The organism is Chloroflexus sp., assembly GCF_034431535.1.
In the GTDB taxonomy this organism is placed as follows: Bacteria; Chloroflexota; Chloroflexia; order Chloroflexales; family Chloroflexaceae; genus Chloroflexus.
This window is the reverse complement of record NZ_DAOUDC010000053.1, coordinates 1-26,831: the sequence shown is the minus strand read 5'-3', so window position 1 is coordinate 26,831 and position 26,831 is coordinate 1. Positions and strand designations below refer to the sequence as shown.

16 protein-coding genes are annotated in these 26,831 nt (G+C 58.2%); 8 read left to right on the top strand and 8 right to left on the bottom strand.

All coding sequences use genetic code 11. From position 1 onward, the window contains the following. Positions 1–30 precede the first annotated feature (30 nt). The 6 genes from U9R61_RS13175 (at position 31) to U9R61_RS13150 (ending at position 11,150) form a co-directional block, all read left to right on the top strand. Positions 31–4,341: an FG-GAP-like repeat-containing protein gene (locus U9R61_RS13175; protein WP_322489281.1), complete on the top strand. Its 4,311-nt coding sequence runs from the start codon at positions 31–33 to the stop codon at positions 4,339–4,341. A gap of 170 nt (positions 4,342–4,511) precedes the next feature. Then, complete coding sequence (locus tag U9R61_RS13170; RefSeq protein WP_322489280.1) at positions 4,512–5,012, top strand: MarR family transcriptional regulator; 501 nt, start codon at positions 4,512–4,514, stop codon at positions 5,010–5,012. Between the two features lie 48 nt (positions 5,013–5,060). Then, complete coding sequence (locus U9R61_RS13165) at positions 5,061–6,866, top strand: ABC transporter ATP-binding protein (protein WP_322489279.1); 1,806 nt, start codon at positions 5,061–5,063, stop codon at positions 6,864–6,866. Positions 6,867–6,911: 45 nt separating this feature from the next. Further along, the gene (gene lon / locus U9R61_RS13160) at positions 6,912–9,389 is read left to right on the top strand and encodes an endopeptidase La (RefSeq protein ID WP_322489278.1); all 2,478 of its coding nucleotides are present in this window, start codon (positions 6,912–6,914) and stop codon (positions 9,387–9,389) included. Positions 9,390–9,493: 104 nt separating this feature from the next. Further along, the gene (locus U9R61_RS13155; protein WP_322489277.1) at positions 9,494–10,327 is read left to right on the top strand and encodes an endo alpha-1,4 polygalactosaminidase; all 834 of its coding nucleotides are present in this window, start codon (positions 9,494–9,496) and stop codon (positions 10,325–10,327) included. After that, positions 10,290–11,150 (top strand): carbohydrate kinase family protein, encoded by an 861-nt coding sequence (locus tag U9R61_RS13150; protein WP_322489276.1) that lies wholly within the window; start codon positions 10,290–10,292, stop codon positions 11,148–11,150. Before U9R61_RS13155 ends, U9R61_RS13150 begins: the two co-directional genes overlap by 38 nt. Before the next feature lie 386 nt (positions 11,151–11,536). Here the strand turns inward: U9R61_RS13150 and U9R61_RS13145 are convergent, their stop codons facing one another. Both U9R61_RS13145 and U9R61_RS13140 read right to left on the bottom strand, forming a co-directional pair. Then, a complete protein-coding gene (locus tag U9R61_RS13145) occupies positions 11,537–12,832 on the bottom strand; it encodes an NAD(P)H-dependent oxidoreductase (RefSeq protein ID WP_322489275.1) in 1,296 nt (431 codons plus the stop codon). A gap of 22 nt (positions 12,833–12,854) precedes the next feature. Next, positions 12,855–13,562, bottom strand: a complete 708-nt coding sequence (locus U9R61_RS13140) for a TetR/AcrR family transcriptional regulator (protein WP_322489274.1) — start codon at positions 13,560–13,562, stop codon at positions 12,855–12,857. A 220-nt stretch (positions 13,563–13,782) separates the two neighbouring features. Here U9R61_RS13140 and U9R61_RS13135 point away from each other — a divergent pair, with 220 nt between their 5' ends. Further along, the gene (locus U9R61_RS13135; protein ID WP_322489273.1) at positions 13,783–15,840 is read left to right on the top strand and encodes an alpha-amylase family glycosyl hydrolase; all 2,058 of its coding nucleotides are present in this window, start codon (positions 13,783–13,785) and stop codon (positions 15,838–15,840) included. 842 nt (positions 15,841–16,682) lie between these two features. Here U9R61_RS13135 and U9R61_RS13130 read toward each other — a convergent pair. From U9R61_RS13130 to U9R61_RS13105, 6 genes are all read right to left on the bottom strand, one after another. Continuing rightward, positions 16,683–17,015 carry a hypothetical protein gene (locus U9R61_RS13130; RefSeq protein WP_322489272.1) on the bottom strand — a complete coding sequence of 111 codons (333 nt, stop codon included), beginning with the start codon at positions 17,013–17,015 and terminating at the stop codon, positions 16,683–16,685. A gap of 366 nt (positions 17,016–17,381) precedes the next feature. After that, entirely contained in the window at positions 17,382–18,110 is a 729-nt protein-coding gene (locus U9R61_RS13125) for a hypothetical protein (protein WP_322489271.1), read from the bottom strand. Between the two features lie 11 nt (positions 18,111–18,121). After that, a complete protein-coding gene (locus U9R61_RS13120) occupies positions 18,122–19,123 on the bottom strand; it encodes a DevR family CRISPR-associated autoregulator (RefSeq protein WP_322489270.1) in 1,002 nt (333 codons plus the stop codon). Positions 19,124–19,148: 25 nt separating this feature from the next. After that, positions 19,149–21,017: a hypothetical protein gene (locus U9R61_RS13115; RefSeq protein WP_322489269.1), complete on the bottom strand. Its 1,869-nt coding sequence runs from the start codon at positions 21,015–21,017 to the stop codon at positions 19,149–19,151. Between the two features lie 217 nt (positions 21,018–21,234). Then, on the bottom strand, positions 21,235–23,784 hold the full coding sequence (gene cas3, locus U9R61_RS13110; protein WP_322489268.1) for a CRISPR-associated helicase Cas3': 2,550 nt from the start codon (positions 23,782–23,784) through the stop codon (positions 21,235–21,237). Between the two features lie 521 nt (positions 23,785–24,305). Further along, complete coding sequence (locus U9R61_RS13105; RefSeq protein WP_322489267.1) at positions 24,306–25,445, bottom strand: CRISPR-associated protein Csx3; 1,140 nt, start codon at positions 25,443–25,445, stop codon at positions 24,306–24,308. Between the two features lie 265 nt (positions 25,446–25,710). On the opposite strand from U9R61_RS13105, the gene U9R61_RS13100 reads away from it, so the two are divergent. Then, positions 25,711–26,583, top strand: coding sequence for a CRISPR-associated ring nuclease (locus U9R61_RS13100; protein WP_322489266.1), 873 nt, complete (start codon positions 25,711–25,713; stop codon positions 26,581–26,583). Positions 26,584–26,831 lie beyond the last annotated feature (248 nt).

Genomic DNA, 26,831 nt, shown 5'->3' with positions numbered 1-26,831 from the left:
GCCTGCTCGTCGCACGGTGGAGGAAGGTCTATGGCGCGCCAATTGGTTGCACTATGTTTGGTATTGGTCGTTGGAGTGGCTGGCGTTGTACCCCCACCATCACTGTTGTATAGCCAAGACAGCGCCACGCCGTTGCGGTTGGCCTGGCAGTCAGCAGCTAGCGATGGGTTCACAGCGGTTGCCGTCGTTGATTTCGATAACGATGGTGATGATGATCTAGCGATTGGCCGGCGCAATCTGCCTACCCAACTGTGGCGCAACGATGGGCTTGACACCAGCGGCCAACCGGTGTTTACCCTGATCTGGAGTTCGACGACGGCGCACCAGACGGTGGCGCTGGCGTGGGCAGTCACGAGTGGCGGCGCATTGCTGTTGGCCGAAGCGAATTATGATGATGTCAGCGTGATCTATCGGGTGACGCCGTTCCTCGGCGGGGTGACGGTGACGGTGACGGTGCAGTTTACGACCCAACCGCTCTTTGCCCAAACGATTGTCTGGGGTGATCTTGATGGCGATAGCGAGCCCGATCTGCTCATCGGCGGCGAACTTGAACCAATCTATTACTACCTCGGCGCGACGATCATCACCGGCGGGCCGGATACGCCGCTGGTAGCGGTGCCGGGCAGTTTTACCGCCAGTAGCTTGGCGCTGGCGGATATGAATGGCGATAGCCAGCCTGATCTGGTGGTTGGCTTGCGCGGCGCTCCAACCACCATTTTTCCTGGCGTGCCCACGGCACCATTTTTCGTTGATGTACCCATGTGGATTGACAACGCAGCCAATACCAATACTCGCGCTGTGCTCGTGGCTGATTTCGATGGCAACGGGCGCAATGACCTCTTTATTGCTAGTGTGCGCGAGAATAGCCGGCTCTACCTGCACCAATCCGATGCTCCCTTTACTTTGGCGTTGTCGTGGGCGACCGAGCAACGTATCAATGCGATTGCCGCCGTTGCCGCCGATTATGATAGTGATGGCCGGCTGGATGTCGCGTTGAGTAGCGAACCACGCAGCGATGTGATCCAAACCTTGCCCGTCGGCGAGCATCTGTTACAGAACAACGGCGCCGGCGGCTTTACCCTCGTAGCGACGTTCGCCAATCGCGCCACCAATCTCAGCAGCGTGGCATGGGGCCAGTTGCTGGGCGGCAGCACCCCTGATCTGGCTGTCGTGCGGTTTGGCGCGCCGGCACGCATCTATCGCAACGAGTTGAGCGGGACTGTGAGCGTCTCGGTGGTTGGTGAACGGGCTGAGCCATCGCTCGGTGCGCTCTTATTCCGCCAACCCGCCGGCAGCACGGCGCTGGCCGATCCGATCCTTGCCGGTGATCGCCCATTGCGCACCGATTCTAGCGGAAATGCCACCTTGACCGGTCGAGTCAATAACGGCGATGCGGTGGCCGTCTTGCAACCGGTGGGTGAATTACGCACCGTCGCCAGCAGTCATGCCCCCATCCCGATAGCCGCTGACCGGCCCGATCTGATTACCGCTACCCTCACGATCACTCAGACCGGGATTATCCAGTTTATTGATACTATTGCCATCACCGGCACCCATACTTACGTTAGCGATCTCACCATGACGCTAATCAGCCCGGCGGGTACTGCCGTGCGGCTAGTTGATCGCGCATGCGGCGCTGCCGCTGGGTTTGCATTGCGCGTCACCGATACCGCGCCGGGAGTACATTGCCCGCCAACCGGCGGCGCCGTCTTTCGCGCCGTTGATCCGCTTGACCAACTGCGCGGCGAGCCGATTGCCGGCGTGTGGCAACTGGTGATCAAAGACGATTTTGCCTTTGACGGCGGTTCATTAACGGCGTGGAGCATCAGCGCCTTAGTGAACGAGATCCCACTCTACTACACCAACTTTGCTCCCGGCGATCCGCCGGTGTTTTCAGTCCTGAGCGATAGTGCGCCCAATGCCTTGAACGTCAGCGCAGCCAATCCGCTCTTGCTCTTCGATCTTGACGTGTCGCTCGAATGGGATGCGCGCAACGATACCGGTTATCTCGCCCAACTGCGCACTGATCTGCGCCGCGCCTCTGAATTGCTCTACGACTGGACGAACGGGCAAGCGGCGTTGGGCCGGGTGCGCATCTTCCACAACCGCGAACGCTGGAATCTGGCCGATGTGCGCGTCTATGCCAGCAACCGGTTGCGGCCCAATTCCGATCGAGGCGGCGTGGTGCAGCAGACGACGATCACGACCAACGGTAACGGCGACGAGGTGGTCTTCTATCCGGGCCGGGTGCGGATCGGCGCGACGTGGAACCAGTACGGCGCCAGCCGGGGCGCAATCGGCGAGGATTGGCCGCGGGCGCTCGCGCATGAGCTTGGTCACTATCTATTCTTCTTGTCAGACAACTACATCGGGTTTGCGACGGTGGGCGGGCGGAAGGTGCTGGTTGGCGTCGAGGGTTGCCTCGGTGCGATGAACAATCCCTACCGCGAAGAAGAGTCGGAATTTCACCCCTTCAATCTCAATTGGGAACGTTTCTGCGCCAATACCCTCTCACAGCTCGAAACCGGGCGGGCCGATTGGGATACCATCGTCGCCTTTTACCCAGCGCTGGCCGCCCGCCGTCCGTCCACGCTCAATCAGATCACCGGCCCCAACACGCTGCCGGCCAATCTGACCGAGGTGATTGACATGCCGCTAGCCGAACCGGCCCGCACCGTGCGCCAGAGCGCCTTCAGCCTGTTGCTGGTCTTTGGTGGCGATGAGATCAGGCTGCAACCGGATCGTAGCGCGCGCGGATTTCTCTTTGCCGATGATGACGGCAACGGTGTCACTGACCGGCTGATCGATCTGGGTGCGCCGGTGCGCGATCAGCTCGAAGCGCGCGGCGCGCGCCCCGGCGATCGGCTCTGCCTGTTCGAGCCGGCGGTGCGCCGCTTGGGGTGTGTCGAAACGATTGTCAACGGCCAAACTACCCTCACAGTGGCTGAGCGGCCTGATTGGCAGCCCGATGTCCGGATCGAGCCGCTCGACGGCCAGCGCATACGGGTGACAGTGCGGTCGGAAGGGATCAGTGCGCCGTTGCGCGCCCGCCTCTTCCCGCTCGACGGCCAGCCTTCGGCAAGCGTCACCCTGCCGTTCAGCGGCGGTGTCGCGCAGGCTGACATCACAGCGCCAGCGCCCTTCGAGCAGGCTCTGTTGCATCTCTTGGTCGATGAGCCGGCGCCGCGCCGAGAAACGGTGACCGATGTGAGCCTGTTCTACTACCCAGCAGACACCCCGCGCACTACCGCCAGCGGATCGCCGGTGCTGAGGCAACGCCGGCCATGCAACCCACGCTTGCAAACGTGTCCTAACGATGCGCCGGCTTCGCTTGACGGGCAAGCGATGGTCTACGATCTGGAAGGGGTATTTGGGCCGGGTGATCTGCTCTCATTTCAGGCGGCCACCCGCGCGCCGGCGGCACCGCCGCCGTGGACCGAGCAGGTTGGTTCGGGCTATTGGCTCAGCGGGGCAAGCGCTACCAACCTGAATGGTTTCTCGATTAATCTGAGTTATGACGAAGCCAGTCTGCCTCCCGGCACTGCCGGTGGGTTGAGCATCTTTACCTACAACCCGGCCGATCAGGCGTGGCGCGAGCTTACCGTCTACCGGTGCGATCGCGAGCGGCGCGAGCTGGCCGGCGATTCGGCGGGAGCGGGCTTGTACACGTTGCTCACCACGCTACGTCCGGCGTTGGGTTGGAACCTGCTCGCCTATCCGTGGGCCGGCGAAACGGTGCCGGACGCTTTCCGCCGGCTCAATGCCGATGCCCGTCACTACCGGATCGTCTATGGCTACGATGAGACACATAACCGCTGGCAACGCTACGATCCAACTGTGCCGCCTGCCTTTGATCCGTGGGTCAACACGCTCACCAGCCTTGCCTTCGGACGCGGCTATTGGGTGTTCGTCACCGATGCCGGCCCTGCCGGCCCAGCGTCACTCGCTGGCGCCACGCTGCAATCGGCGCTGCCGCAGCCGCCCACGACCTACTACGGCTATATCGCGCCGCTCGGCGACACCACTTTCAGCCCCGGCCAGACCGTCGCGGCCCTGATCAACGGTACCGTGTGCGGCAGCGCGCAGGTGCAACTGATCGGCGGCAGGCCGGCCTACATCATCGACGTGGCCGCGGCTCAGCCGGGCAGCGAAGGCTGCGGCATAGCCGGGAGAACGGTTACCTTCCGCATTGACGGTCGCGATGTGCGCGGCTCGACGATCTGGGGCGATCCCGGCGCGCACCGGCTCGATCTCAACCCTACGATCTGGTTGCCGCTCTTGCAGCGCACGCCAGTGTGTTTGGTAGCGTGTGAGGCTGGCGCGTCGGAGCAGGAACCCTAAGGTTATTGCGCTCTCTGGCGTGCGGCAGTCAAACGGCCGCACGCCATACCCCACGATCTGGCTGCCGCACTCTTTCATGGTTTCCGCCCTATTTCTCCTTTACAACGTTGCTTGCTTTTGGTATACTCAACATTGTTGAATATCTATACGCGCTAGCATTAGGGCAACGTATGGCCGAATCGGAACTGCCCAACCTGACCACCGAGCACTCGACGCTCGACGCCATCGAGCAGCTGATCCTGCGCATCAGTTGGCTGGCGCAGCGCCAGTTTGTGCAGTTGCTCGACGACGACCGGTTCAATCTCACGTTGACCCAATTCTACACGCTGCTCCATCTGGCCCAAACTAACGGCGAATGCAAGATGTCAGATCTGGCCGAAGCGACGCAGCAGTCGGCCGCGGCGCTAACCGGTGTGATTGATCGCCTGCTCGATAAGCAACTGGTCGAGCGCACCCGCCACGAGCGTGATCGCCGGCAGGTGATGGTGCAGATTACAGCGCGCGGCATTGCCATGATTGCGGCGATCAAGCAGGCCCGTCGCGAGCAGATCCACGCGGCGCTTGGTCACTTGCCGGCGGCGGAAGCCGAACGGTTGCTGGAATTGTTGGAAGGGGTGCTGGCCGGTATGGTGCGGGCCCTCGAACGGAGTGAGACGGGACGGCTGGCTTGAGGTAACGAACCGCAGCAACGTCTGCGTTCGTTAGAGGAGTGACGCTTGGTGCGACTACGGCTGCAATTGACTCGCCCGCCTGCGCTGCCGGAAGGCGCGAGTTGGCAACGTCTGCTTGGCTATCTCCGCCCGTACCGGGGGTGGATGACAGTTGCGCTGGTTGCAATGGTCATCGGCGCCGGGTTGGGCTTGGTGATGCCGTTGGCCATTGGTCAGATCGTCAATCTGATCACCGGCGATCAGGCGCTGCCGATTGCTCAGATTGCCTTGCTGCTGGGCTTGGTGGCAATCGGGCAGGCGGTAGCCGGTCTGATCCAGACCTATAGCCTGACGTTTGTGGGTGAACGGGTGGTGACCGATCTGCGGCTAGCGGCTTACCAGCAGCTTCAGCGGCTTGATCTAGCCTTTTTCGAGCAGCGCCGTACCGGTGAAATTACGTCACGGATTACGAACGACGTGACGTTGATTCAAACGACGGTAACGACCAATCTGACCACGCTGCTGCAAGGCGTGATCCAGTTGGTTGGCGCCGTGGTCTTGATGATCGTGGTCTCGTGGCAGCTCAGCGGGCTGGCGCTGGTGCTAGTGCCAACGCTGGTAGCGATTGCGGTTGTCTTTGGGCGCTGGCTGCGCCGGATCTCAACCGCGGTGCAAGATCGGCTGGCCGACGCGACCAGCGTGCTCGAAGAGACGGTGGTCGGGGTGCGGGTGGTGCGTTCGTTCGGGCGCGAGCCGTATGAAATCGAACGGTTTCGTATGGCGATTGAGGCTACCTTTGCCGAATCGATGAAGCGGGCGCGGGTGCGCGCGCTCTTCCAGCCGGCGATGTCGTTGGCGGTATGGGCCGTGCTCATTGGTATGCTGGTGATTGGCGGCTATCTGGTGAGGGCGGGATTGTTGACGCCGGGTGATCTGGTGGCGTTTCTCTTCTACGCCGGCATGATCGCCGGGTCGATGGGCGCGTTTGCCGGTCTGTTCGGCCAAGTGCAAGAGGCGCTCGGCGCAGTGACGCGGGTGTTTGAGCTGCTCGACCAGCAGCCGGCGGTGGCCGATGCTCCCGATGCTATCCCGCTGCCGCCGATGCAGGGCCGGGTCGAGTTTCGCGAGGTGTCGTTCGCCTATCAGCGGGCCGAGAATGGCCAAGTCGCGCCGGTTGTGCTCCGCAACTTCTCGTTGGCGATCGAGCCGGGTGAGATGGTGGCGCTGGTTGGGCCAAGCGGCGCCGGCAAAAGCACCATCGTGAGTCTCATCCCGCGCTTTTACGATGTACAATCCGGCAGCGTCCTCATCGACGGCTATGACGTGCGCCGGGTGCAGATGCGGTCGCTGCGCGAACAGATCGGGATCGTGCCGCAAGAGACGCTGCTGTTTAGCGGCAGCATCCGCGACAACATTCGCTATGGCCGCCTAGAGACCAGCGATGCCGATGTGGAAGCAGCGGCCCGCATGGCGAACGCACACGAGTTCATTTGCCAGTTGCCGGAAGGCTACGATACGCCGGTTGGCGAGCGCGGCGTGCGCTTGAGTGGCGGCCAACGGCAGCGGATCGCGATCGCACGCGCTATTTTGAAAGATCCGCGCATCTTGATCCTTGACGAAGCGACCAGTTCGCTTGACAGCGAGAGCGAGCGGCTCGTGCAAGAGGCGCTGGAACGGTTGATGGCCGGTCGCACTAGCATCGTGATTGCCCACCGGCTAAGCACCGTGCAGCGGGCTGACCGGATTGTCGTGGTGGTGGCGGGTGAAGTGGTTGAAGCGGGCACCCACCGCCAATTGTTGGCCCGCGGCGGGATGTATGCCCGGCTCTATGAACTGCAATTTCAAGCGCCGATGCTGCCCATTGCCGCCGATTAAATCGCAGGAACAACGTTCACTCTGAACGTAGGAGATATGTAACCTATGAATGAGCCAATGTCACTGTTTGATGATGTGCCTGAAGAGCAAGAAGAGCAATTTGAAGCGCCTGAGCGCCGATTGCCGATGGTGGTGCTCGGCGAGATGGTGATTATGCCGCACATGACCATCCCGTTGCAGGTGCCGCAGGGGAAGTCCTACCGCGCCATGGAACGGGCATGGGATGAAGATCGCGATGTGTTGTTGATTTTTGTGCGTGAGCATCAGCTCGAAGGCTACAAGAGCAACCAACCGCAGAATCTGCCGCTAATCGGTGTGATTGCCCAATTGCAAGAGTTCGCTAAGCTGAATGACGGCACGGCGCGCGTCATTCTTGAGGGCCAGAGCCGGGCGCAGATTATCGAAGCGGTGCAGATTACCCCCTTCTACCGGGTGCGCTGCCGGCCAGTGACCGATCCGGTTGTCACCGGTCTCGAAGTCGAAGCATTGATGGAGACGGTCAAACAACAGGTAGATGAGTTTGTCGAGCACCTCGGCGAGGTGCCGCAAGAGGCGGTGCAATTCGTGCATCGCATCGACCGTCCCGGCCACTTGGCCGACATTGTGACGTGGGGACCGGCGTTCGACTTCAAAGATCGGCTGGAGATCCTCAACACGCTCGATCCGGTTGAGCGTTTGCGCAAAGCGTATCTGGTCTTGGCGCGCCAGCTTGAGCTGCTCAAGCTGCGGGTGAAGATCCAGCAAGATACCAAAGAGGTGCTCGATCAGAGCCAGCGCGAATACTTCCTGCGCGAGCAGTTGCGGATTATTCGCCGCGAGCTCGGTGAAGACGAAGAAGGAGATGATCCTATCGACGAGCTGCGCCGTAAGATTCACGAATTGAATGCGCCGGAGTACGTTAAGAATCAGGCGTTGCATGAGCTGAAGCGGTTGGCCCAGCAGGGCATGAACAACCCTGAGTCGGGTGTGATCCGCACCTACCTCGATTGGATCCTCTCGTTGCCGTGGGCTGACGAGGAGTTGCCTGAAATCAGCATCACCGAGGCGCAGAAGGTGCTCGATGCCGACCATTACGGCCTCGAGAAGGTCAAAGAGCGGATTCTCGAATATCTAGCCGTGCGCAAGCTGGCCGGCGACAAGCTGCGCTCGCCGATCCTCTGCTTCGTCGGCCCTCCTGGGGTGGGCAAGACCAGTCTAGGGCGCAGCATTGCCCGCGCGTTGGGCCGCAAATTCGTGCGCACCAGCCTTGGCGGCGTGCGCGATGAAGCCGAGATCCGCGGCCATCGCCGCACCTATATCGGCGCGCTGCCCGGCCGGATCATTCAGGCCATGAAGAACGTCAAGTCGAAGAGTCCGGTCTACATCCTCGACGAGGTAGACAAGATCGGGTTGGATTTTCGCGGTGATCCAACGTCGGCGTTGCTTGAGGTGCTCGATCCAGAGCAAAACAACGCCTTCAGCGATCACTATCTCGAAATTCCGTTCGATCTGAGCAAGGTGATCTTTATCGCGACGGCTAATCAGCTCGATCCGATCCCGTTACCGTTGCGCGATCGCATGGAGATCATCGAGATCGGCGGCTACACCGAGGACGAGAAGTTGGAGATTGCCCGTGGTTTCCTCATTCCAAAGCAGCGTGAGTTCCATGGGTTGACAGATGATCAGATCGAGTTTACCGAGAGCGCGATTCTGAAGCTGATCCGCGAATACACCCGCGAAGCCGGCGTGCGTAGCCTCGAGCGCGAGATCGCCAGCCTCTGCCGCAAGGTGGCGCGGCAAGTCGCCGAGCAGACCGAAGCGAACGGCGAGGCGCCGCCAAAGGTGGTGATCGACGAAGCGGCAGTGGTTAAGTATCTCGGCCCTGAGCGCTTCACCTTCGGGATGGTCGAAGAGCAAGACGAAGTCGGTGTAGCGACCGGCGTCGCGTGGACGAGCGCCGGCGGCGATATTCTCAGCATCGAGGTGTTGCCGTTTAAGGGCAAGGGTCAACTGCAACTGACCGGCCAGCTCGGCGAGGTGATGAAAGAGAGCGCGCAAGCGGCGGTCAGCTATGTGCGGTCGCGTGCCGCCGATTTCGGCATCGATCCCAATACCTTCGAGGAGACGAATATTCACATTCATATCCCCGAAGGAGCAGTGCCGAAGGATGGCCCTTCGGCGGGGATCACGCTGACGACGGCGCTGATCAGTGCACTCACCGGTACACCGGTGCGGCGCGATGTGGCGATGACCGGTGAGGTGACGCTGCGCGGCAAGGTGTTGCCGATCGGCGGCTTGAAAGAGAAGACGCTGGCCGCGCACCGGGCCGGCATCCGTACCTTCATCTTGCCGAAAGAGAACGCCAAAGACATTAGCGAGCTGCCGGAAAAAGTGCGCCGTGAGTTGAACCTGATCCCGGTCTCATCGATGGATGAGGTGCTGCGGATCGCTCTCAGCCGGATGCCCGCGCCGGCCAACAGTCAGAACGGGTCGCACGCGAACAACAACCGCGGCCAGCCTTCACCGGCGCCGGCGGGTGCGTGAATGGAGATGGGGCAAAGCATGGGATGTGAACTGCATCCCCTGCTTTGCCTGTCTTGATAGCAGTTTCCTACGCTAGAGTAATGCGCAGAGGTGGTTTGATACAGATGCTGCGTTCGTTGTGGTTTATTGGGTGGGTTGCTCTTCTGCTCGGAGCATGCCACTTGCCGATGAACGATTTACCATCCTCTTCTCCTACCGTCCCCGTATCAATCACTCATGCGCCTCGACCCGCTTTACCACACCAGGCGCGTTGGCAGATTCAATATACCGGTGATCTGAAACTCGATCTTGATGTCGAGGTGTTTAATCTCGATTTGTTTGATACGTCACCAGAGGATATTGCGTTGCTGCATCAACGCGGTGTGTTTGTGATGTGCTATTTTAGTGCAGGCTCGTATGAGGATTGGCGTTCTGATGCCCATTTGTTCCCAGTGGACGTATTGGGAGCAGCAATGGCAGGTTGGCCTGGTGAACGATGGCTTGACATCCGGCGCATTGATCTGTTGACCTCCGTTATGGAGGCTCGGCTTGATTTGGCGCGAGCGAAAGGGTGTGACGGTGTCGACCCTGATAATGTGAATGGGTATGTGAACGAGACCGGCTTTTCCTTGACTGCTGCCGATCAACAACGCTACAACATCTGGCTCGCTACGGCAGCTCATCAACGAGGATTGTTCATTGGACTGAAGAATGATGGTGAACAGAGCGAAGCATTAGCACCGTATTTCGATTGGGCATTGAATGAGTCGTGTTTTTTCTACGATGATTGTGATTCGTTGCAGCCTTTTCTACGCAGCGGAAAGCCGGTTTTTGTGATTGAATATCATCTCGAACCGGAGTCGTTCTGTGAAACGGCCAATCAGATGAATGTCAATGCGCTCCATAAACGACGAGAACTCGATGCCTATCGAGTGGATTGTCGTGAGTGGTCACGATAAGATATTGTTGAGCATCGTATCGATGTCTACCATCCTTTGCTACGGCTCAATCTGTGCCGATCTTCACATCTGGCTACCACGCTGGCCAACGTTGGGCAGTGGTGTTCACGCTCTTCACAGCCGGTGGATGGCCGGTGGTAATGCGCTCAACGAGGCGCGTGCATTGGTGCGCTGGGGTGTGCAACCACTCCTCTACGGCGACCGACTAGGGTACGATCTGCCCGGCGATCTGGTAGCGGCAACGTTGCAGCAGCTTGGTTTAGATGCACACGTTGAGCGTGATGCGACGGTAACGACCCCGGTTTGTCACATTTTGATCACTCCCGACGGCGAGCGCACGATTATTGCGTTGCGGCAGGGGACGGCTGCTTCACCACCATCATCACAAGCACTTGCCGCCAGCCAGATTGTCAGCGTAAGTCGGTACGGTTTGCATACTACCGAAGTAGCGCTGGCTGCCCGTCGTCACGAACGGTTGGTTGTTGCCGGCGATGTGGGTAAACCGGATGAACCGCTGGCGCAGGCGGCGGATGTCATTGTGACTTCAGCCGCTTTGCTCGGTTCTGAGCCACGTGAGCGTGCTGTTCTGCTGCAACAGGTGCGCGGGGCGATTGTCTTTGTCACTGATGGTGCGCGACCGGCGCGCGTGTTGGTCAACGGGACGTGGTATGAAGAGACACCGCCCGTCCAATCGGTTTCCAACTCGACCGGCGCCGGCGATATCTTCCGTGCTGCTGTCGTCTATGGTCTATGGCAAGGATGGGAGGTCTCCGCGATCTTGGCGTTTGCCGCGCATGCGGCTGCTGAGCAGATTGCGGTGTAAGCAGGTGCGTGGCGCAGAGCGTTGGTATGGCTCGATTGTCATTGCGAGGGAGGGGCGGCGCCTGAAGCAATCTCCCACTTTCCTACTGTCATTGCGAGGGAGTGGCATCACCCAGCACGGCTGGGAGCCGCCCGACCGCAGCAATCTCCCCCGATAGCGAAACCAACCACCTCAGGCATAGCTCTCGCGCTCGCGGGAGATTGCTTCGCCTCGCGGCAGACCGAGCGGCGCTCGGCCCCGACCGCTCGGCTCGCAATGACAAACAGGCTGTGAAGCTTCCCCAAAAACCCCTTTGCGTCCTCTGCGACCTTCGCGCTTTTGCATTAAGCGTCTCTGCGTCTTTGCGGAGCCGGACAGCCGTCCGGCTCACCTTTCTCGATACCGTCTCACTTCGCGCGATACGGTTGTCGGTACAGATCACTGTGAACACCCCACCGCATGGCTTGCAGATGCCAGTCGGAACTGCCTACCAGCCGGTAGAGCCATGCCGGAACAACATTCCGATTTAGCCGGTCTTGAGCGGCAGCGGGAATTGGCTGCCCCTGCGCCAACGCTTCAGCCGCGAGCGCCAGCGCCGCGCGGATCGGCATCGCTCTCCCATCCATACCAGCTAACGGATTGCCCTGCACCAACTCGCCGCCGCCGAGCGCCAACCCGCCTTGCCAAGCGAAGCCAGCGGTTTGGGCAAACTCGGCGCAGATCGCTAACGCATTTGCAAGCTGGTGCGCTTCTGGGAAGCCACAATTGCCGATCACGGCAAAGCGTTGGGGTTGGGCTGGATGAGCACGGGCAGCGAGCAATTCGAGAAACCGGATCACCGGCGCAGGGAGCGTATCGATGTAGAGCGGGAAGGCCAGCACGATCAGATCGGTCGTGTCGAGTTGGTCGTACAGCGCTTGCAGCTTGGCCGGCTGGCCGAGCGTGGTGTAGAGAAATGCAGTATTGGTGTCGACGCCGCGCGCGGCGAGTTGTTGCATCAGATACTCCCCCAGCGAATGAGAAGTGCTGTGGCGCGTGCGGGGGCTGCCCACTAGCAGCACGGCAGTGTGCGGCGGGGTATCGAAGGTAACGCCGGCTGGCAGTCCCGGCAGCTCTGGGGTGCTCATCGTCTCGGTGCGGGTGATAGTCGCGAGTGCAGCGGCCATCTGCGCGGTGAGTTCGGCTTCCGCTAGATCGCCGGTGACAATCGCGCAGTGCGTGATAGGGGCGTAAAAGTTGATGCTATTGCGCCAAACGAGATGGCGGAAAATCGCTTCACGACGTGGGTTTACTTCGGCTTGCCAGCCAATTACTAGCAAGCTAGGGTAACGCTCATAGCGCCGCTTGTGGTGGGTTTCATTGTTGAGGGTAACGAAAAAGGGGGCGATATTCTGAATCTGATGATCGACCGCCTGCTTGAGCAGCGAACTGTACCCGCCGAAGGTGATCGGCGTCAAATACACCAACAGATCAGCCGCCATGATGGCTGCCGCAATCGCGCGATTGTCATCGGCGACGATACACTGGCCGGGGTTGCGCACCCAACAGAAGAAATCGCCGGCGCAGTTGCCAATCTTGTGCTCGCGGAGGGTAATGATGCGGGCCTGATGCTGGTGGGCCGCAAGCTGATCAAGGAGCGCCTGCCCCACCCGTTCCCCGTGGCGGTCACCGGCAGCGGAACCGTCTAAGATAACCGTATTCATCACGATTCTCCTCTCCAATCCCCTATTGATTACCTTCCGCTGAAGCAGCTATAAATTGATGCTGAATGCGATCGAGTTCGTACCGGTACAGGGCCGCGCCATCGCCGCCAAACGGCGGAATCTGATGGCCGATTTCAAGCGAGACGAAGCCGTGAACGCGGGCCCAAATCACAATCGCGAGGGCGAAACTCTGCGGATCGCAGTGGCCGCCATAACGCTGCCACTGTGCGAACATCGGCTGATAAGCCGGATGAATCTCTGGGAGTTGTGGCGCGCGTAACCGGCCCGCTAGCCGCAATGCCTCGATCACGCTCACCATCGCGCTCAAGGCGCGTGCCGCCGCCGGCAGCACCTGCTCGACCGGCGCGACATAACCGGGAATCGGCGTGCCAAAGATGAGTTGGTATCGTTCGGGGTAAGTGATCGCCCACTGCCGGTAGGCGATGCCAGTGGCATGCAACCGGCCAACGAGGTCATCAGCCGGAACTGCGTCGCGCGCGGCTAATTGCGCATCGCCAAACGAGGTGTATGCATCGATGATCAGCGCAGTCACCAGTGTATCGCGGTCAGGATAGTAGTTATAGATCGCTGGGGCGGTAATACCGATGGTGCGGGCGATCGCGCGCAGACTTAGCGCCGGTGCGCCGTATTCGGCGATTTGCTGCCACGCGGTTTGTTTGATCACCGCCGGGAGATTAGGCATCTGTTGGGTTTTGGGTGGACGTGGCATTGCAGTGCTTGTAAAAATAAACATTGTTTATTTATGATGTAAGTATACCATTGCGTCCAGCGAGCGCCAAGGGAAGATTCGATAACCAGCGTTGTGGGCAGAGCGCGGCTATAGCAGAGTAGTCTCGACGCTTCGTGTTATAATCTCTTCACTATGCGTGCGTGAGCGTCGCACACATATCGCTAACTCAGAACCCTCTGCCGGCGATACCGGTTGCTGCATGAGTTACGAACTCTCTGAACAGGCCGATCACATCATTCTACGCACCAACGAATACACGCTTGGCTGGTCAACCGACAGCGGCGCATTGATTCATCTCCAACGCCATGACAGTTTGAATGTGCTGGGGCATGGTCCGCCGATCGCCGGAGTTGATGTCGCTTTGGGCGGGCCGGCGAACTGGATCACCAGCCGTACCTTTGCTCGCTATCTGTGGCATCGGGTGAGCGTCAACGATGATCGGCTTGTGATGACGATCATCGTCGGTCTAGGCCCGCTCAAAATCTTCGACCATTACCAGATCGGCTGCGAGACGATTAAGCGTTGGATCGAGATCGAGAATGTCAGTGGCGATGATCTGCGGCTATACGGTGTGCGGTTGGTAGTGCCGCATGCCCGGGTAGGCGAACCGAACCATTGCCTCTTTGAGGCGCCGGGCAACAGTGTGCGGCCCCGCGCGCCGCTGGCGATTGCGGCGACCCAAGATCGCACCATTCTCCCGCGCCGCTTTTTTGCGCCGGGTTTGCGGGGCGGCAGCGCCTTCGAGCCGGCGCCAACGCAGGGGGCAGGGGTGATGGCGTTGTGGAACGACGAACTGCCGTTGACCCTGCTGTGCTGGTATGCCGGCGACGATGAAGCGGCGCTGCCTTACGTGCAAGGCGGTCACGAAGCGGTATCGCTAGCTTATGAGGTTGCAGTCGCGAGTTGGCTTCGTTCTGATCAGCGGTCGGCAGTTGGGCCGCAACACATCGCGTTGGTAGCGCAACCATGGCCGGCAGCGCTTGCCGTATACCGCGCACGCATCTCATTGCCACAGCCGCCGGCGGCGTGGCTGCGCGATGCGATTCTCTATATAACCGATCTGCGTCAACACGGAGGAGCTGCCGGTCTTGCCGAACAATTGCCCGAACTGAAGGCACTTGGTATTGACACACTATGTATACTGCCGTGGCATACGGTTGGCGAACGTCCACACCTGATTGGCGATCTTGAACGGATTGATCCGGCGTGTGGCGATAACGCTGCCATTTGTCAGCTTATCGAGATGGCCCACCATCACGGGATGCGCGTTCTCCTTGACATAGCGATGCAAGGTTGTGCGCCCGACTCACGCTACCTTAGCGAACACCCAGAATGGTTTGTCCGCGACGATACGGGGGCATTTGTTATCAATGTGCCGACCGATGCGCCGGCAGCAGCTCGCCATCCGGGTGTAAGCTTGCCCGCGAACGGCTATCACTTTGACTGGACGCGCACCGATTGGCGGTTATACTGGCAGCAATGGGTGATCGCGCAGATCGACCGGTTTGCGCTTGATGGCTTACGGATCATCGCACCATACCAAGCGGCCCCGGCCTGGATCCGTCGACCACCGTTGCGGGCGAGTTCTGGTACTGCACTGATGGTACAGGCATTACGTGAGATTATCGCTGTACGTCCATATCTTTCGCTCCTGTGTACGCTCTCTGGCCCCCATTCAGCCCACTTCGCCGGCGGATGGTTTGATTATCCTAGTCATCATATGCTCATACATCTTTCTATGCGTCGGATCACCCCGGCTGAATGGTGTGCCTATCAAACCGATTACGCCGAGCTGTATCCGGCTGCCTACCGGATCGGCTTTCTGGAGATGCACGATACCGCCGATTGCAACCCGTTGGCCGACGGTTTACGCGGATCGCGACTGGTGCAGGCGTTATGGACGGTGATGCTGTTCAGCGGCTTGACGCCGGCAATTTGGAACGGGCAAGAACATGCCGATCACACCGTCTTGCCGCGTCTGCTTGCACTCTGGCGGCACGAACCGGTGTTGCGGCATGGAACCGTCACCTATCAAGCACTTGCCACGGCACCGGTCGAGGTACTAACAATTCGTCGCACGCTCGGTGAGCGTATTCTGACCGGAGTAGTTAATTTCAACGCGCTCCCATCACATGTGCTCATTACCGAACCGCTTGGTAACGATCTACTTGGCATCTTTCCGTGTAGTCGTGAGCGGCGTGGTGTGGGGGAGGTTGTGCAGTTGGCGCCGTTTGGGGTGTATTGTTTTGAGGGGTGAGACGGCTACCTCGGCTTTGTGGCTCTCACCCCTCAGCCTCTTTCCCGCTGCGGCGAGTGAGAGGAGTCCCTTTGCGTGGTTTTTCATTGCTTTGCACCTTGGTCAGGTTGTGGTCAATGACGGCGGTAGTTTCCGGGTGATCGCTAAATGACGCGGTTGCTTTCGGTGCCGATCAACTCTACCGGCTGGCATTGGGTGGCAGATTGACGGTTACTGAGTCTGCGGCGGTGGGTGGTAATTTCTGTACGGCCAATGATGAGGCCGGTAAAAAGTTGCGCTGGGCGAAGAGGCGTCGGCAGGGGGTGATGGCCGAGGTTCATATGTCGTATGTCGCCTTTTGCGAGTCGTGTGACGTGGGGGTTGGCGGAACGGTGTGATCGTGGTCTGCGCGAATTGGTCTGCGCGAATTCTTTGGTGGAGTGTACGATACGTATGCTAAGGAAGCGGCAATTCCTGCCCACATTGAACCTGATTGGCCCGAAGACGCTGATACCATATTCCCGGCAGTGTGCTACGCGGCGCGCTGGCGTGGCGTGCGGCGAGGCGTTTGGGACAGCAATTTCAGGGGTCAGTATACCGGTATTTTATCGCTCTGGTCTATCATGATACAGTGCGCTTCTCGATGTTGACTCCGGTAGAGGTGTCTTTGCCGGTTATCCCACCATGATTGCCCCGCGCGATCTGCTAACGTGCGAATCACATCCTGGGTATGCCGATCATAGCCGAGATAAAGGCCATGGATTCTGGAGCCTGTTCGATCTTCGATCCGAATGTGCCGGCGAAATGCCCGTGATGTAAGCCTACCGGCTAGTTAACGAGCTTGGGAGGGTTTATTTCATTAATCAGCGGTATGCCGCGTTCCAAGCACAAACCGTCCACAAAGGTGGAAATGCACATTCGCCATACGCAGTGGAAAGGTCGGTCAGGCGAATGCCGAGCCGTTGAACGAGCGAACGCAGTGCCGGACGTTTCACCAGGCGACCGCCGTCGATCAGGCGCATGGGCGTCAGGAACCGCAGGGTCAGGCGGTCGGTCGGGAGATTGGCGGCGAACGCTGCGACTTCTGCCGGACCGATAGGAATGCCGGGCGCCTGAACCTGGCGTTGACCGGCGCGGAAGGGTGATTGCTTTGCGCTGGTCAAGGGATTGAATGCATCGCTGGCAGCGAGGCGCATCACGCCGCGCCGCCCGTTGTTTTCCTGGAGGCGCCGTCCCAGCCTCTGAACTTCGTCCCCTGCGCCGCCATGACAAAGATCGGTGGCATACCCGAACAGCTCCAGCTTGAAGGTCAGAGTTGCCCCGGCGCATAGCGGCCCGGTTGCGGCGGACGACAGACGTAGGGGCGCAGGCGTTGCTCGCCGCCGGGCAGACCGTGAGAAGCGGGCAGTCGGCGCAGGTCGGCGCCGCTTTGTTGGCGCAGAAGCGGTTCAGGAGCGCATTGACATTCGCACCGCGCACGGCAGCCCCGGCGTTGTCGTCGAGTTCAACGGGCGTGGCCGCGGTGAAGGTTAGGAGGAGGTGGTCATGGAAGGTCTCCCGCGTCATGTCTCTCTGATGCGCTCATAGAGACTGAATGATCGACTACTCCTCACCAGGCGGTAAGGGAGAACGACGTGGCGCAGAATGCGATCTTTGCCGAGAACTATACGCTTGTCACTGTAGATGTTTGCCTGCTCAAATGTGAGTTTGGAGCTGCAATCGTCCAGCATTTGCAGCGTCCCGCCAATCTTGAACTGCGTCTGATCGGCTGAAATCAACGTCCATCCTTCCGCCTCGTCTGGCTCCTGATCGATGTACTCAGGTCGATCAAGTAATTGAAGAAAGCCTCCTCGCTTGCCCAGATACGTGATCTGGGCAAACAGCGCGGCGACCTCATTAGGCAGCGAGTCGCCTGCTTCTGTTTGTACAGAGATGCCGATGTCACCGCCGAATGAGACGTATTCACGGTAGGCAATTGTATTGTTGAAGGGTGTAATGAGCCCGGTTCCGGTATCATCGCTTGGCCCCATTTTCTTCAAGCGCACAATTTTTGTGAAGGTGTTGATGACAGTCAGGCGGTCAGGCAACAACACCTTCAGGCGCAACCCGCGCAGCAGGGGCCAGAGACGTTGCGCCGCTGTCGCGCCGAGCGTGCGGATTGCAGCATCCAGGAGCGCCATGCGCAGCGCAAATGGGGTTGGACATATCAGAGTTCGACCACCCGATGAGGTGGCTGTAGCCAGTTTCAGCGAAAACAAGGCTGTTGGGCGGTAGTATGCAATCAGCCACATACGACGCATCCTTACTTGATTTTGATGGTGTACGGCTGAGCTTCATCGCTCAGACTTCTCATCAACTCAGCGAACTGTGCAAGTGATGTGAAGGTCTTAACACACACCTGATTACCACCGATCGCCCTTCCGATGCGCTGCATCTGATCTGCATAGTCTGGTGCCAGTGGACTGATGAGCGGTGCGGGGATGAGCGTCGTTGAAAATGCCAGAGCCCCTTCCAGGGTGACAAGATGCGGCAATTGCGCCGAGCGCATTGCACCGTTCAACTGCACAAAGGTATAGAGAACGCTGTCGAGTAATGCAGCGCCACGTGCAGCCCGTTCCTCAGGCGGGAGCGTATAGTCTTGGCGAATGTCGTTATAGCCGACACGACCAAACTCCAGGTGGCACACAATGGCGTACTGTCCGCTCGATGCCGGACGGTAGAAGATCGCCTGCTGCAGGTTCGCCCCGCCAACTTTTTCTTCGCCCTGCCCCTGGATGCGCTGAGTTGCATCCTGCTTGCGCTGTTCTTCGCTGCGTTCGGGAGCGTACTTTACGTGGAAGAAACTCTGGTTATGCCCTTCGCGCGTTTCAGGTTTCCCGACTGCCCAACCGAACTCGATCACGCTTTTTCGCGGGATGGAACGTCCGCCTTCGGTGATCAGGATACCCTCAATATCGTCAATCGCGCAGGTTTTCAGAAGGTCATCGATGGTCTTTGCATCCGATTGTCCTTTGGTGCGGTTGATGAAATTCGCGTCGGCATTAATCCGGTTTGGATTGAATTGCTGACATCCGGCGCAGAGCGGCAAGTTGCGTTCACGCGCAAGGTGGAAGAGATGTTCAGCCTGAATATGCTTGAGCATATCGCCGCTGATCGCGTTAACGCTGTACAGTTGTCCATCCACGCCAATAATGTCTACCATACGGGTTTGCAACTGATTTCCTTCGTTGCCTTCATTGTTGAGGTTGTGCATATCGAGGGTGGCGTTGATCGCCAGCGAGATTGAGTAGATGAAAGTTGACATGACAGTTTACTCCTGTATCTGTTGATTAGAACGGTTCATCAGCATTGTTGGCGTCTTCTGCGATAGCTTCACTTGTCTCGCCGTCATCTTCTGGCGTTGATGCCTCATCAGATGGCGGTTTGTCATCTTTACGCCCTGGTTCGCGGGCATACCCGAAGGCGATAAGCAGACTGGCGACCGTTGGAGCGCCGTATTTGTCTACCAGTTCGACCAGCTGCTCAAGGTCTTCCGTGGTGATTTTTACCCGCTCACGCGGTACCTTTTCACCACGCTTGCGGAAACGCTCCAGAACGCGCCCATTTTCCTGGCTATATTCCTGAAGGAACTTGCTCAGGGCACGCAGAAAGTCGGCGTTGTCGCGTGAGTGGCGGTGCAGTTCGTCGGCTAATCCGTAGCGAATGTCGTACAGATTGTCGTCAACAAACTGCTGTGTGACGGTGCTCTGGCGAATAGCGCTCGCAATTCGGCGAAATCCCGGTGTTTGGACGAGCGGAAGGAATGCCTTCGGACGTTCTGTTTCCTGCGCCATAATGATGACCTCCAGATTGTTTGTACTAAAACGTCGCGCCTTCTCGCGCAACACGTACCCGGCATATGCGGTGGTGAAGCGAAAAAACGCCTGGAGCGACGGGTCGCGATCCGAGAGAAAATCTCGATAATCACGGAGCAACTGCTCCTCTTCACCCGTCGGCTTATCTTCATTCTTGTGGATGCCAATGGCAGTGACGATGCGCTCATGCTCTTCCAGTGCCTGCGCGATCTGTCGCGCTTTTTCGGCTGAATCGGGCCACCGGACCCATTCAGGCAACCCGATGGTGGCAACGTTCATGACCGCAAAGGCGCTACCGAGGTCCTTGAACGACGCAACTGCCAGCCCTTCCACAAAGTCGGAAGGACGGTGCCGGCGAATATTCAGACTTGCCTGCGCTGCCTCCCATTCCGTAATCATCGTTCTGGTATAGCGCAGGGAAACAAGGATATCCATCTTAATCGCGCTGCTCGGATAAAAGGTTCGTTGAAATTCAGCGAACACATGCTCGTGCCAGCGAAGCAGCAATCCCTGGCGCGACGGAATAATGACATAGGTCTTTCGATCTTTCTTACCGCGCACGGTGCGTGGCAGCCCGGCGACATACAACCCGACAAACTTGAAATACTCCAGCAACCAGAAGCCTTGCTGATTGGCATTGTACAGTCCATCCGCCTTCGCGCGGTTCGCGCCCTTGCCCTGTTCCGGGTTGACGATCTGCGTTGCCGTCAGATCGGCGTTCTTTTCGAGACCATGTTTTTTCGCCAGACGCTTCCATGCTGCCTGAGCGCGTTCAATCGCGCCAGGCTGACCGTCGCACATGGTGAGGATGATCGGAACCAGATCAGCGTAGATCTGACCACACGCATGCCAGCGTTCGATCGCTTTGTTGTACGTAGTGAGCGCTCCCATCTGATTGACCAGGCCGGCGACATACCACGCGGCGCGCGGTTCCAGTTCCTCAATCTCATGTCGTTGTTCATCCGGCAGATCCTCCAGCCGAAGGTTACGCTTGCGCAGTTTGTCGCGGCGGGCAAAGTACTCGGCGTTCCTTTTCCGTTCAGCCTCATAGTCGAAAACACTCAACCCGGATGGCGCCGGACCATTCTTCGCCGTGAGAATCCACGGCGCCAGTGATCCGGGATATGTTTTAGCAAGTGTTTCAGCAGTCAATGGCTCCAGCGTGCGCACAATGATGCGGTCACCGCCGTTGCACACCTCAACTTCCGGTGCATCACCATTCGCATGCCTGCCGGCAACCTGCAACCACTTCGCCACGCCAAACGCTGCAAGTAAGGCGGCGAAAGGCGAGGTAGTGATAGAGAGAGAGAGTTCGAGGTTGGGCACTTTATTTTCCTTCTCCACCTTATTCTCCTTCTCGAGGTTGATCCGTCATATCCGACAACGGGAGCGAAAGTTGACGATCTGATGAGACGGTCTGGCTTTGCGCTCCTCGTCGGGATTTCTTGATTTCTTTTCGGATCTGACCAACCAGTTTCTCCAGCGCGTGCATCCGTGACTCGAGAGCCTGCAATGTGGCAGAGTCAATTTGGACATATCGCGGCGAACGCATGGTATCTCCTTACGGCTGCTCCTGCGCTCCCTGATCCGCCAGTCGCAAGATGCGCACCAGGAAGAGGTACAGGATCACCTCAAACCGCTTGTTAGTGTCAATCAGTGCACTGCTGAGTGATTGCCCGCCATCGAACCCTTTTTCCCAATCAATCAGCGGTTTTTTCTGAACCGCTGCGATCAGTGTCGGATCATTGAACAACCCGACGGCTTTCATCGCCTGGTTGAAGGCGGTTTTCGCATGCTTCGGAACCGGTTTCCATGCGCCGTGATTATCGCGCAGCGCCGCGTTGTGGTGACAGATGATTGCCGATATCAACGCCACGCAGAGTGCGTCATTATCTCCGGTCAGCGCCGCTATCAATCCGTATGCAGCGCGTGCACTTTCGGTTGCGTGGGGAGGACGACGAGGTTTGATTTTTCGTTCTTCCTGTTTCTCCTGCGAATTGCTCTCATCATAGTCGGTATGTGCGGCCATATACTCCTTTGATATCCGCAAGGTTGGATCGTTGCGTAACTGACTGACCTTCTCTTGCCAGGTATGCGCCCACTCCTGCCATGTCTCGTCAAGTTTGCCGAGGTCGTGGGTGGCGAACATTAAGCGGATTGAGCGATCAAGCAATCCTTCTTGCAAATTACAGACTTTCTCCAGGCGGCGCTGCGCAGCAGCGGTGCGTTCTTGCAGTACGCGCTGATACACCCGGTACAGTCCTTCGATATGTTCTGCGTAGGTCTCGCGGTGCATAACCTTTGGCTCGCGTTGCCGGCGGGATGTGCGTGGCGCCAGTGGCGACTCAGGCGCGGATTCGCCATTGCTGCCGAAGCGAAAGCCGATGCCGGAATCGTATTGCACCAGACGTGGATTGATCGCGATAATCCCGCCTCCAACCACTGCATTAGCGAGGTTTCTTGCGTCAAATGGCGGGGACCACCATTGAATTGCGGGGACCTGCACCTGTTCAGGGGCTTCGGTGTCTGCTTGATACTTTTCGTCATCTTTGATCGGCAGCGCCACTTTGATAATCCAGTCGAGTGCGCGATTGTTTGCTTCGTCAAGAGCGCGACCACACCAGGCCAGCAGTGTATTCCGGCGCAGATTGATCATTTCATAGCGATACGGAAACTGGATTGTCTCAGGATCAGGATGGATGATGACCTGGCGATTATCAACATCGCGGATCAGGTCGCGGGCAGTACGACGATCCTGCTCCGCAAACGCTGTCTTTATGCTATCACTGATAAAATGCTGGTTGGTTTTCAAGGAGCTGAGCATTTGTTCATCGAATGGGGTGTGAGTTTTATCAATCAGCGCCAGTTCATCGCTATAAGTCAGGATTTTGCCCTCCTTAAGCTGTGTCTGACATACTTCGCGGGTTCGCTCGCATAATTTGAACTGCCCCTCGAAATCGTGATTATCGTCACCGCGCTTTTGATCGGTGTATGGTGCGTAGTTGAACACTCCCTGCTCGTCGTGCAGGACATCGTAAATAATGATGTCTCCTGTCTCTCCCGCAAAACGAGCGCAGCGTCCGGCGCGCTGAATCAGCGCACTTGCAGGCGCCATCTCGGTGTGCAATGCGTCACTGGTGATATCCAGACCAACCTCAATCACCTGAGTTGTGACGAGAATGGTCTTTTCCTTTTGATATTGTGATTTATCCTTGCCAAACTCACGGCGTATACCCAATTCTTTTTGCGCTCGGTCGCTTGCGTAGAAACGGCTATGGAGTAACTCAACACGGAGATCTTGTGATCGTGAATCATTGCGGAGCGCCTGTGCCAATGACTGGGCACGTTCTACCGTGTTGCACACGCAAATCACCCGATTACGCTTATTTTGCTGCATGTCGTTCAGAACAGCGTCGGCATCAAGCGGCTGGGCGACGTATCTGTATCTCTTCTTTTGCGAAGAAATTCGTTGTAACCCCTGATCGTTCAATACGACCTTCTCGGCATCTAGTTCCTGGCATAGATAATCAATCAGGGTTTTCGAGAAGGTTGCCGTCATCAAGACGAAGGGTGTAATCCCCTTCAGCATCTTTAAGATATGGAGTGTGGTTGCTAGTGCACCCCTACCCTGATTATCGACAGGAAACAGATGAAATTCGTCAAAGACCAGGTAGCTGCTGATTACTGCACCTGCGTTTAGATTTGCTAATCGATTACCGAGACTGTATGGGATGGTAAGGAAACTGCTCAGAAATTGGTCGATTGTCGTAAAGATAAGATCGGCTTCAAAACGCGGATCATCGCCGTGCTCTCCGGTCTGAATGCGCACGTCGCGATCGTTTGCGATGTGCTTAAACTCGGCGCTGAACTGATTGGCCAGCACCCGCAGGGGTGTAACGTATATTCCCTGATATGGGAAGATTTCTGGCCTGAGATGGCTCCAGGCATAGAGCAGGGGAAAAAGTGCGGCCTTCGTCTTGCCGCTGCCGGTTGGTGCCTGAAGAATGACGTTCTTTCCATCGAAGAGATACCGAGCGACAGCGATCTGGAAATCATACGCTGGAAAGCCGAACATTTCCTTAAATGACTGTTTGAGCGTATCATCGTCCATAAGGTTAAGGTTCTATCTTTGGATATTATCTTTCTGCTGGGTTAGGCGTCTCTATTCCTAGAGATAAGGCAATGTTAGCACTGGAATTTCGTGCCTGGCCCAACATCGTATGTGCTACCTTCAGCCGTACCAATTTTCAACCCGACAGACACTCCTGCGTTCCGCCACCCGCGTTCTTCCCCGAAGACCCTTGAGGTCGGGCGGGATAGCGACCAGGCACAGAGATCATTCCGCCGGTCTGGTTCCGCAACCGGGAGGAGTGTGCGGTGCCAGACCTCAGGGGTCGGGTGCGTTTCTTGTTGAAGTCTGGCACACAACACCTTCACAAACGCGACATCCGACGCCAGCACGAGAGGCAATGGTCGTGTATGACGCGCGCCGTGTGATGTTCGGTCGTCATGTTCGCAATAGCGGGTGAAAAGTCTGTATTGCGCGATACCTTGTTGCATTCTCCAAACTCATATTATAGTTGCGCCATCTGCCAGAGCGTTCTGAGCCTCATTTTCTGACCGGCGCTCCGGCTATCGGTTGCCCCGAAGTACAACCAGCGATCCTGGACGATGCTCCTGCACTTTGCTTGTAACGACAATGCCGTTCGTGTATTCCTGCGCCTGGACGATTGCCAGCCACGGATGCTGGCGATAGGCGAGCGCTAGGCCAACCAGCAACCAGAGCGGCAGCTTGCCGCTGAGGATCACGCCGTGCTGCGGATCGAGGGCAGGGGCCAGCACGTGCTGCAGCTCGTCATAATCGAGATGGGGTTGGGCCGGATTGGCCTCTAGCCAAGTGAATCTGGGCTTGGGGGTTAGCGTCCAGTGCAGCGCGGCTGAAGGCTGATCGCCAAGTTCTACCACTGGCGGCTGCACCCAACCCAAGCGCGGGTCAAACAGAAACACCGGTTGCGGTGCGGCGTGCAGCGCGAGCGCTGCGTACAGCCAATTTGGTCCGCGACCGTAGATTGAAAGATCAGCAGGCGGGATCTCGGCTAAGACACGGGGCAAGTCAGACGGCTGCCAGCGCGTGATACCATCAGCCCGCGCAAGTTGGTCAAGATCGACGATCAACTCGGTTGGCGCCTGTTGAAATAGCCACTCCTTCAGCTCTCCCGGCGTGAACGCAAACAGATGCTGCAAGCGCTCGGCCAGTTGCTGCACCATCACCCCATTAGGCGGATGGTGCCGCTCTAACTTGCTCACCACCCCGCGCAACACCGGCTTTTCTTCGTCGATCCGATCCTCGCCATGCAACACCGACTGCAATTCGGCGATCAGAATCAACCCGCACCGCTCAGCGCGCTCGCGCCACTCGGCCAGCCCTTCCGGCGTAGCCGCCAGCAGCACCGCGTGAGTGCAAGCGCGTAAAAGCTGCTCTTGCTCAGGTGTCGGCTTGCCCCCCACATCAACCAACAACGGCAAATGGCGGCGTTCAATATCACGGCGCACCCGCTCGACAAACGCGCTGCTGAATGGGCCCTTCTGTCGTAACAGCCGCACCTGCTCCGCTGGTGTCTCTTGGCTCCAATCACCTTCGCCATCGGGACAAGCCCGCAACACATAGTGAGCCGCCTGCGCCTGCCGCAGCGCCTGCGACAGCGCATACACCAACACCGACTTGCCGCTATGGGGCGGGCCACCGATCATCACTGCCGGGAAAGGATTCATAGGATACATAGATGAAGTACTAATATGTTTGAAACGATGTTGACTGCTCTTGCCCTTGCCCAGCCTTCTTTCAAGCATAGAGCTTTGGAATGCGCTCGACCTTGCCTTGTTCTGGTTTGACCCTCATCCCCCCAAACCCCTTTTCCCACTAGGCAAGATCCAGCGTTACCAACCCGATCTTTCGTCTCTTCGTGGTTATTCGCCCCACCACCCTTGCGCCAGATATGCTATCATAGAGCGTATCAAGTTTGAGCCAAGCACAGCTATGACGTTGCATCAACCGGCTACGCTGATCACTACCCTCGGCGGTCAACCCCAAGTGATTACTTTCGCCCTCGATGCGCTGCTCGCACAGGGTGAAGCCATCAGCGACGTCTACGTCTTGCACCTCTCGTTTGCCAACCCGCGCACCCGGCAAGCATGGCAGCGGCTGCAAGCCGAATTCGTTGACGACTACTACGCCGGACGGCGCTGCCGGCTGCGTCACGTTCCGATCACCCGCAACGGCAGTGAACTTGACGACATCCGCAACGAAGGTGACGCCGAGGCGGCCTTTGCCGCCATCCGCGATCTCATCGTCAGTCTCAAAACTGAAGGCCGCCGGCTGCACCTCTGCATCAGCGGCGGGAGGCGCATGCTCGCCCTGTTGGCCACTGCGGTCATCACCATCTTCGGCGACTTCAGCGACCGCCTGTGGCACATGTACACCCCCGAAGCGACGCTCGCGCGGGTCAAAGACGGCGCGCAGATGCACGTCAACCCTGAAGACGGCGTGCGGCTGATTACCGTCCCGCTCAACCCCTGGGGCGCATACTTCCCCGGCCTGCGCGAGCTCGCCCAACCCACGCCGACCAACCTGCCCGCCTATCTGCGCCAGTTTACCGCCGTCGAAGACCCGCGCTGCCGTCAAGTTTGGGAACAACTCAGCCCGCGCGAACGCGACGTCCTCCGCGCCTTCGCGCAAGGCCTGCGCCCCGACCAAGTTGCCGAACGTCTATCGATCTCGCTCAGCACGGTCAACACGCACAAAACCAAAATCCTCGCCGAATGCCGGAACGTGTGGGAGGTGCCGTCTGAAGAGACACTTAACTACCGCTTCATCCGCGAGCACTTCGCCACCTTTATTGAACGAGTATAGCAAACCGCTCGCGCCAGCGGATCAGCAGTTGTGCTGAGGAACAATCAACAGTTGTGGGGATGAGCTGCACCGACAGTAGTGGTAATGTAGACTGCAAGAGCAGATCAGACTGCTAACCGATATACGTAGTGGTTATCCACAAGGAGGGGTGTATGGGTGGCAAGTGTGATGTTGACACTTTGAAGAAACGAACGCGCGACTATTGGGAAAATAAACGTATAGTTGACTATTATATCGAGTATATCAAG

What these genes read in the sequence shown, in the direction of transcription:
- U9R61_RS13105 (WP_322489267.1), bottom strand. Translation starts at nt 25,445, where the DNA reads ATGAATCCTTTCCCGGCAGTGATGATCGGTGGCCCGCCCCATAGCGGC.
- U9R61_RS13125 (WP_322489271.1), bottom strand. Translation starts at nt 18,110, where the DNA reads ATGTGGCTGATTGCATACTACCGCCCAACAGCCTTGTTTTCGCTGAAA.
- U9R61_RS13175 (WP_322489281.1), top strand. Translation starts at nt 31, where the DNA reads ATGGCGCGCCAATTGGTTGCACTATGTTTGGTATTGGTCGTTGGAGTG.
- lon (WP_322489278.1), top strand. Translation starts at nt 6,912, where the DNA reads ATGAATGAGCCAATGTCACTGTTTGATGATGTGCCTGAAGAGCAAGAA.
- U9R61_RS13145 (WP_322489275.1), bottom strand. Translation starts at nt 12,832, where the DNA reads ATGAATACGGTTATCTTAGACGGTTCCGCTGCCGGTGACCGCCACGGG.
- U9R61_RS13135 (WP_322489273.1), top strand. Translation starts at nt 13,783, where the DNA reads ATGAGTTACGAACTCTCTGAACAGGCCGATCACATCATTCTACGCACC.
- U9R61_RS13150 (WP_322489276.1), top strand. Translation starts at nt 10,290, where the DNA reads ATGCCTATCGAGTGGATTGTCGTGAGTGGTCACGATAAGATATTGTTG.
- cas3 (WP_322489268.1), bottom strand. Translation starts at nt 23,784, where the DNA reads ATGGACGATGATACGCTCAAACAGTCATTTAAGGAAATGTTCGGCTTT.
- U9R61_RS13155 (WP_322489277.1), top strand. Translation starts at nt 9,494, where the DNA reads ATGCTGCGTTCGTTGTGGTTTATTGGGTGGGTTGCTCTTCTGCTCGGA.
- U9R61_RS13100 (WP_322489266.1), top strand. Translation starts at nt 25,711, where the DNA reads ATGACGTTGCATCAACCGGCTACGCTGATCACTACCCTCGGCGGTCAA.
- U9R61_RS13170 (WP_322489280.1), top strand. Translation starts at nt 4,512, where the DNA reads ATGGCCGAATCGGAACTGCCCAACCTGACCACCGAGCACTCGACGCTC.
- U9R61_RS13140 (WP_322489274.1), bottom strand. Translation starts at nt 13,562, where the DNA reads ATGCCACGTCCACCCAAAACCCAACAGATGCCTAATCTCCCGGCGGTG.
- U9R61_RS13130 (WP_322489272.1), bottom strand. Translation starts at nt 17,015, where the DNA reads ATGCGCCTCGCTGCCAGCGATGCATTCAATCCCTTGACCAGCGCAAAG.
- U9R61_RS13120 (WP_322489270.1), bottom strand. Translation starts at nt 19,123, where the DNA reads ATGTCAACTTTCATCTACTCAATCTCGCTGGCGATCAACGCCACCCTC.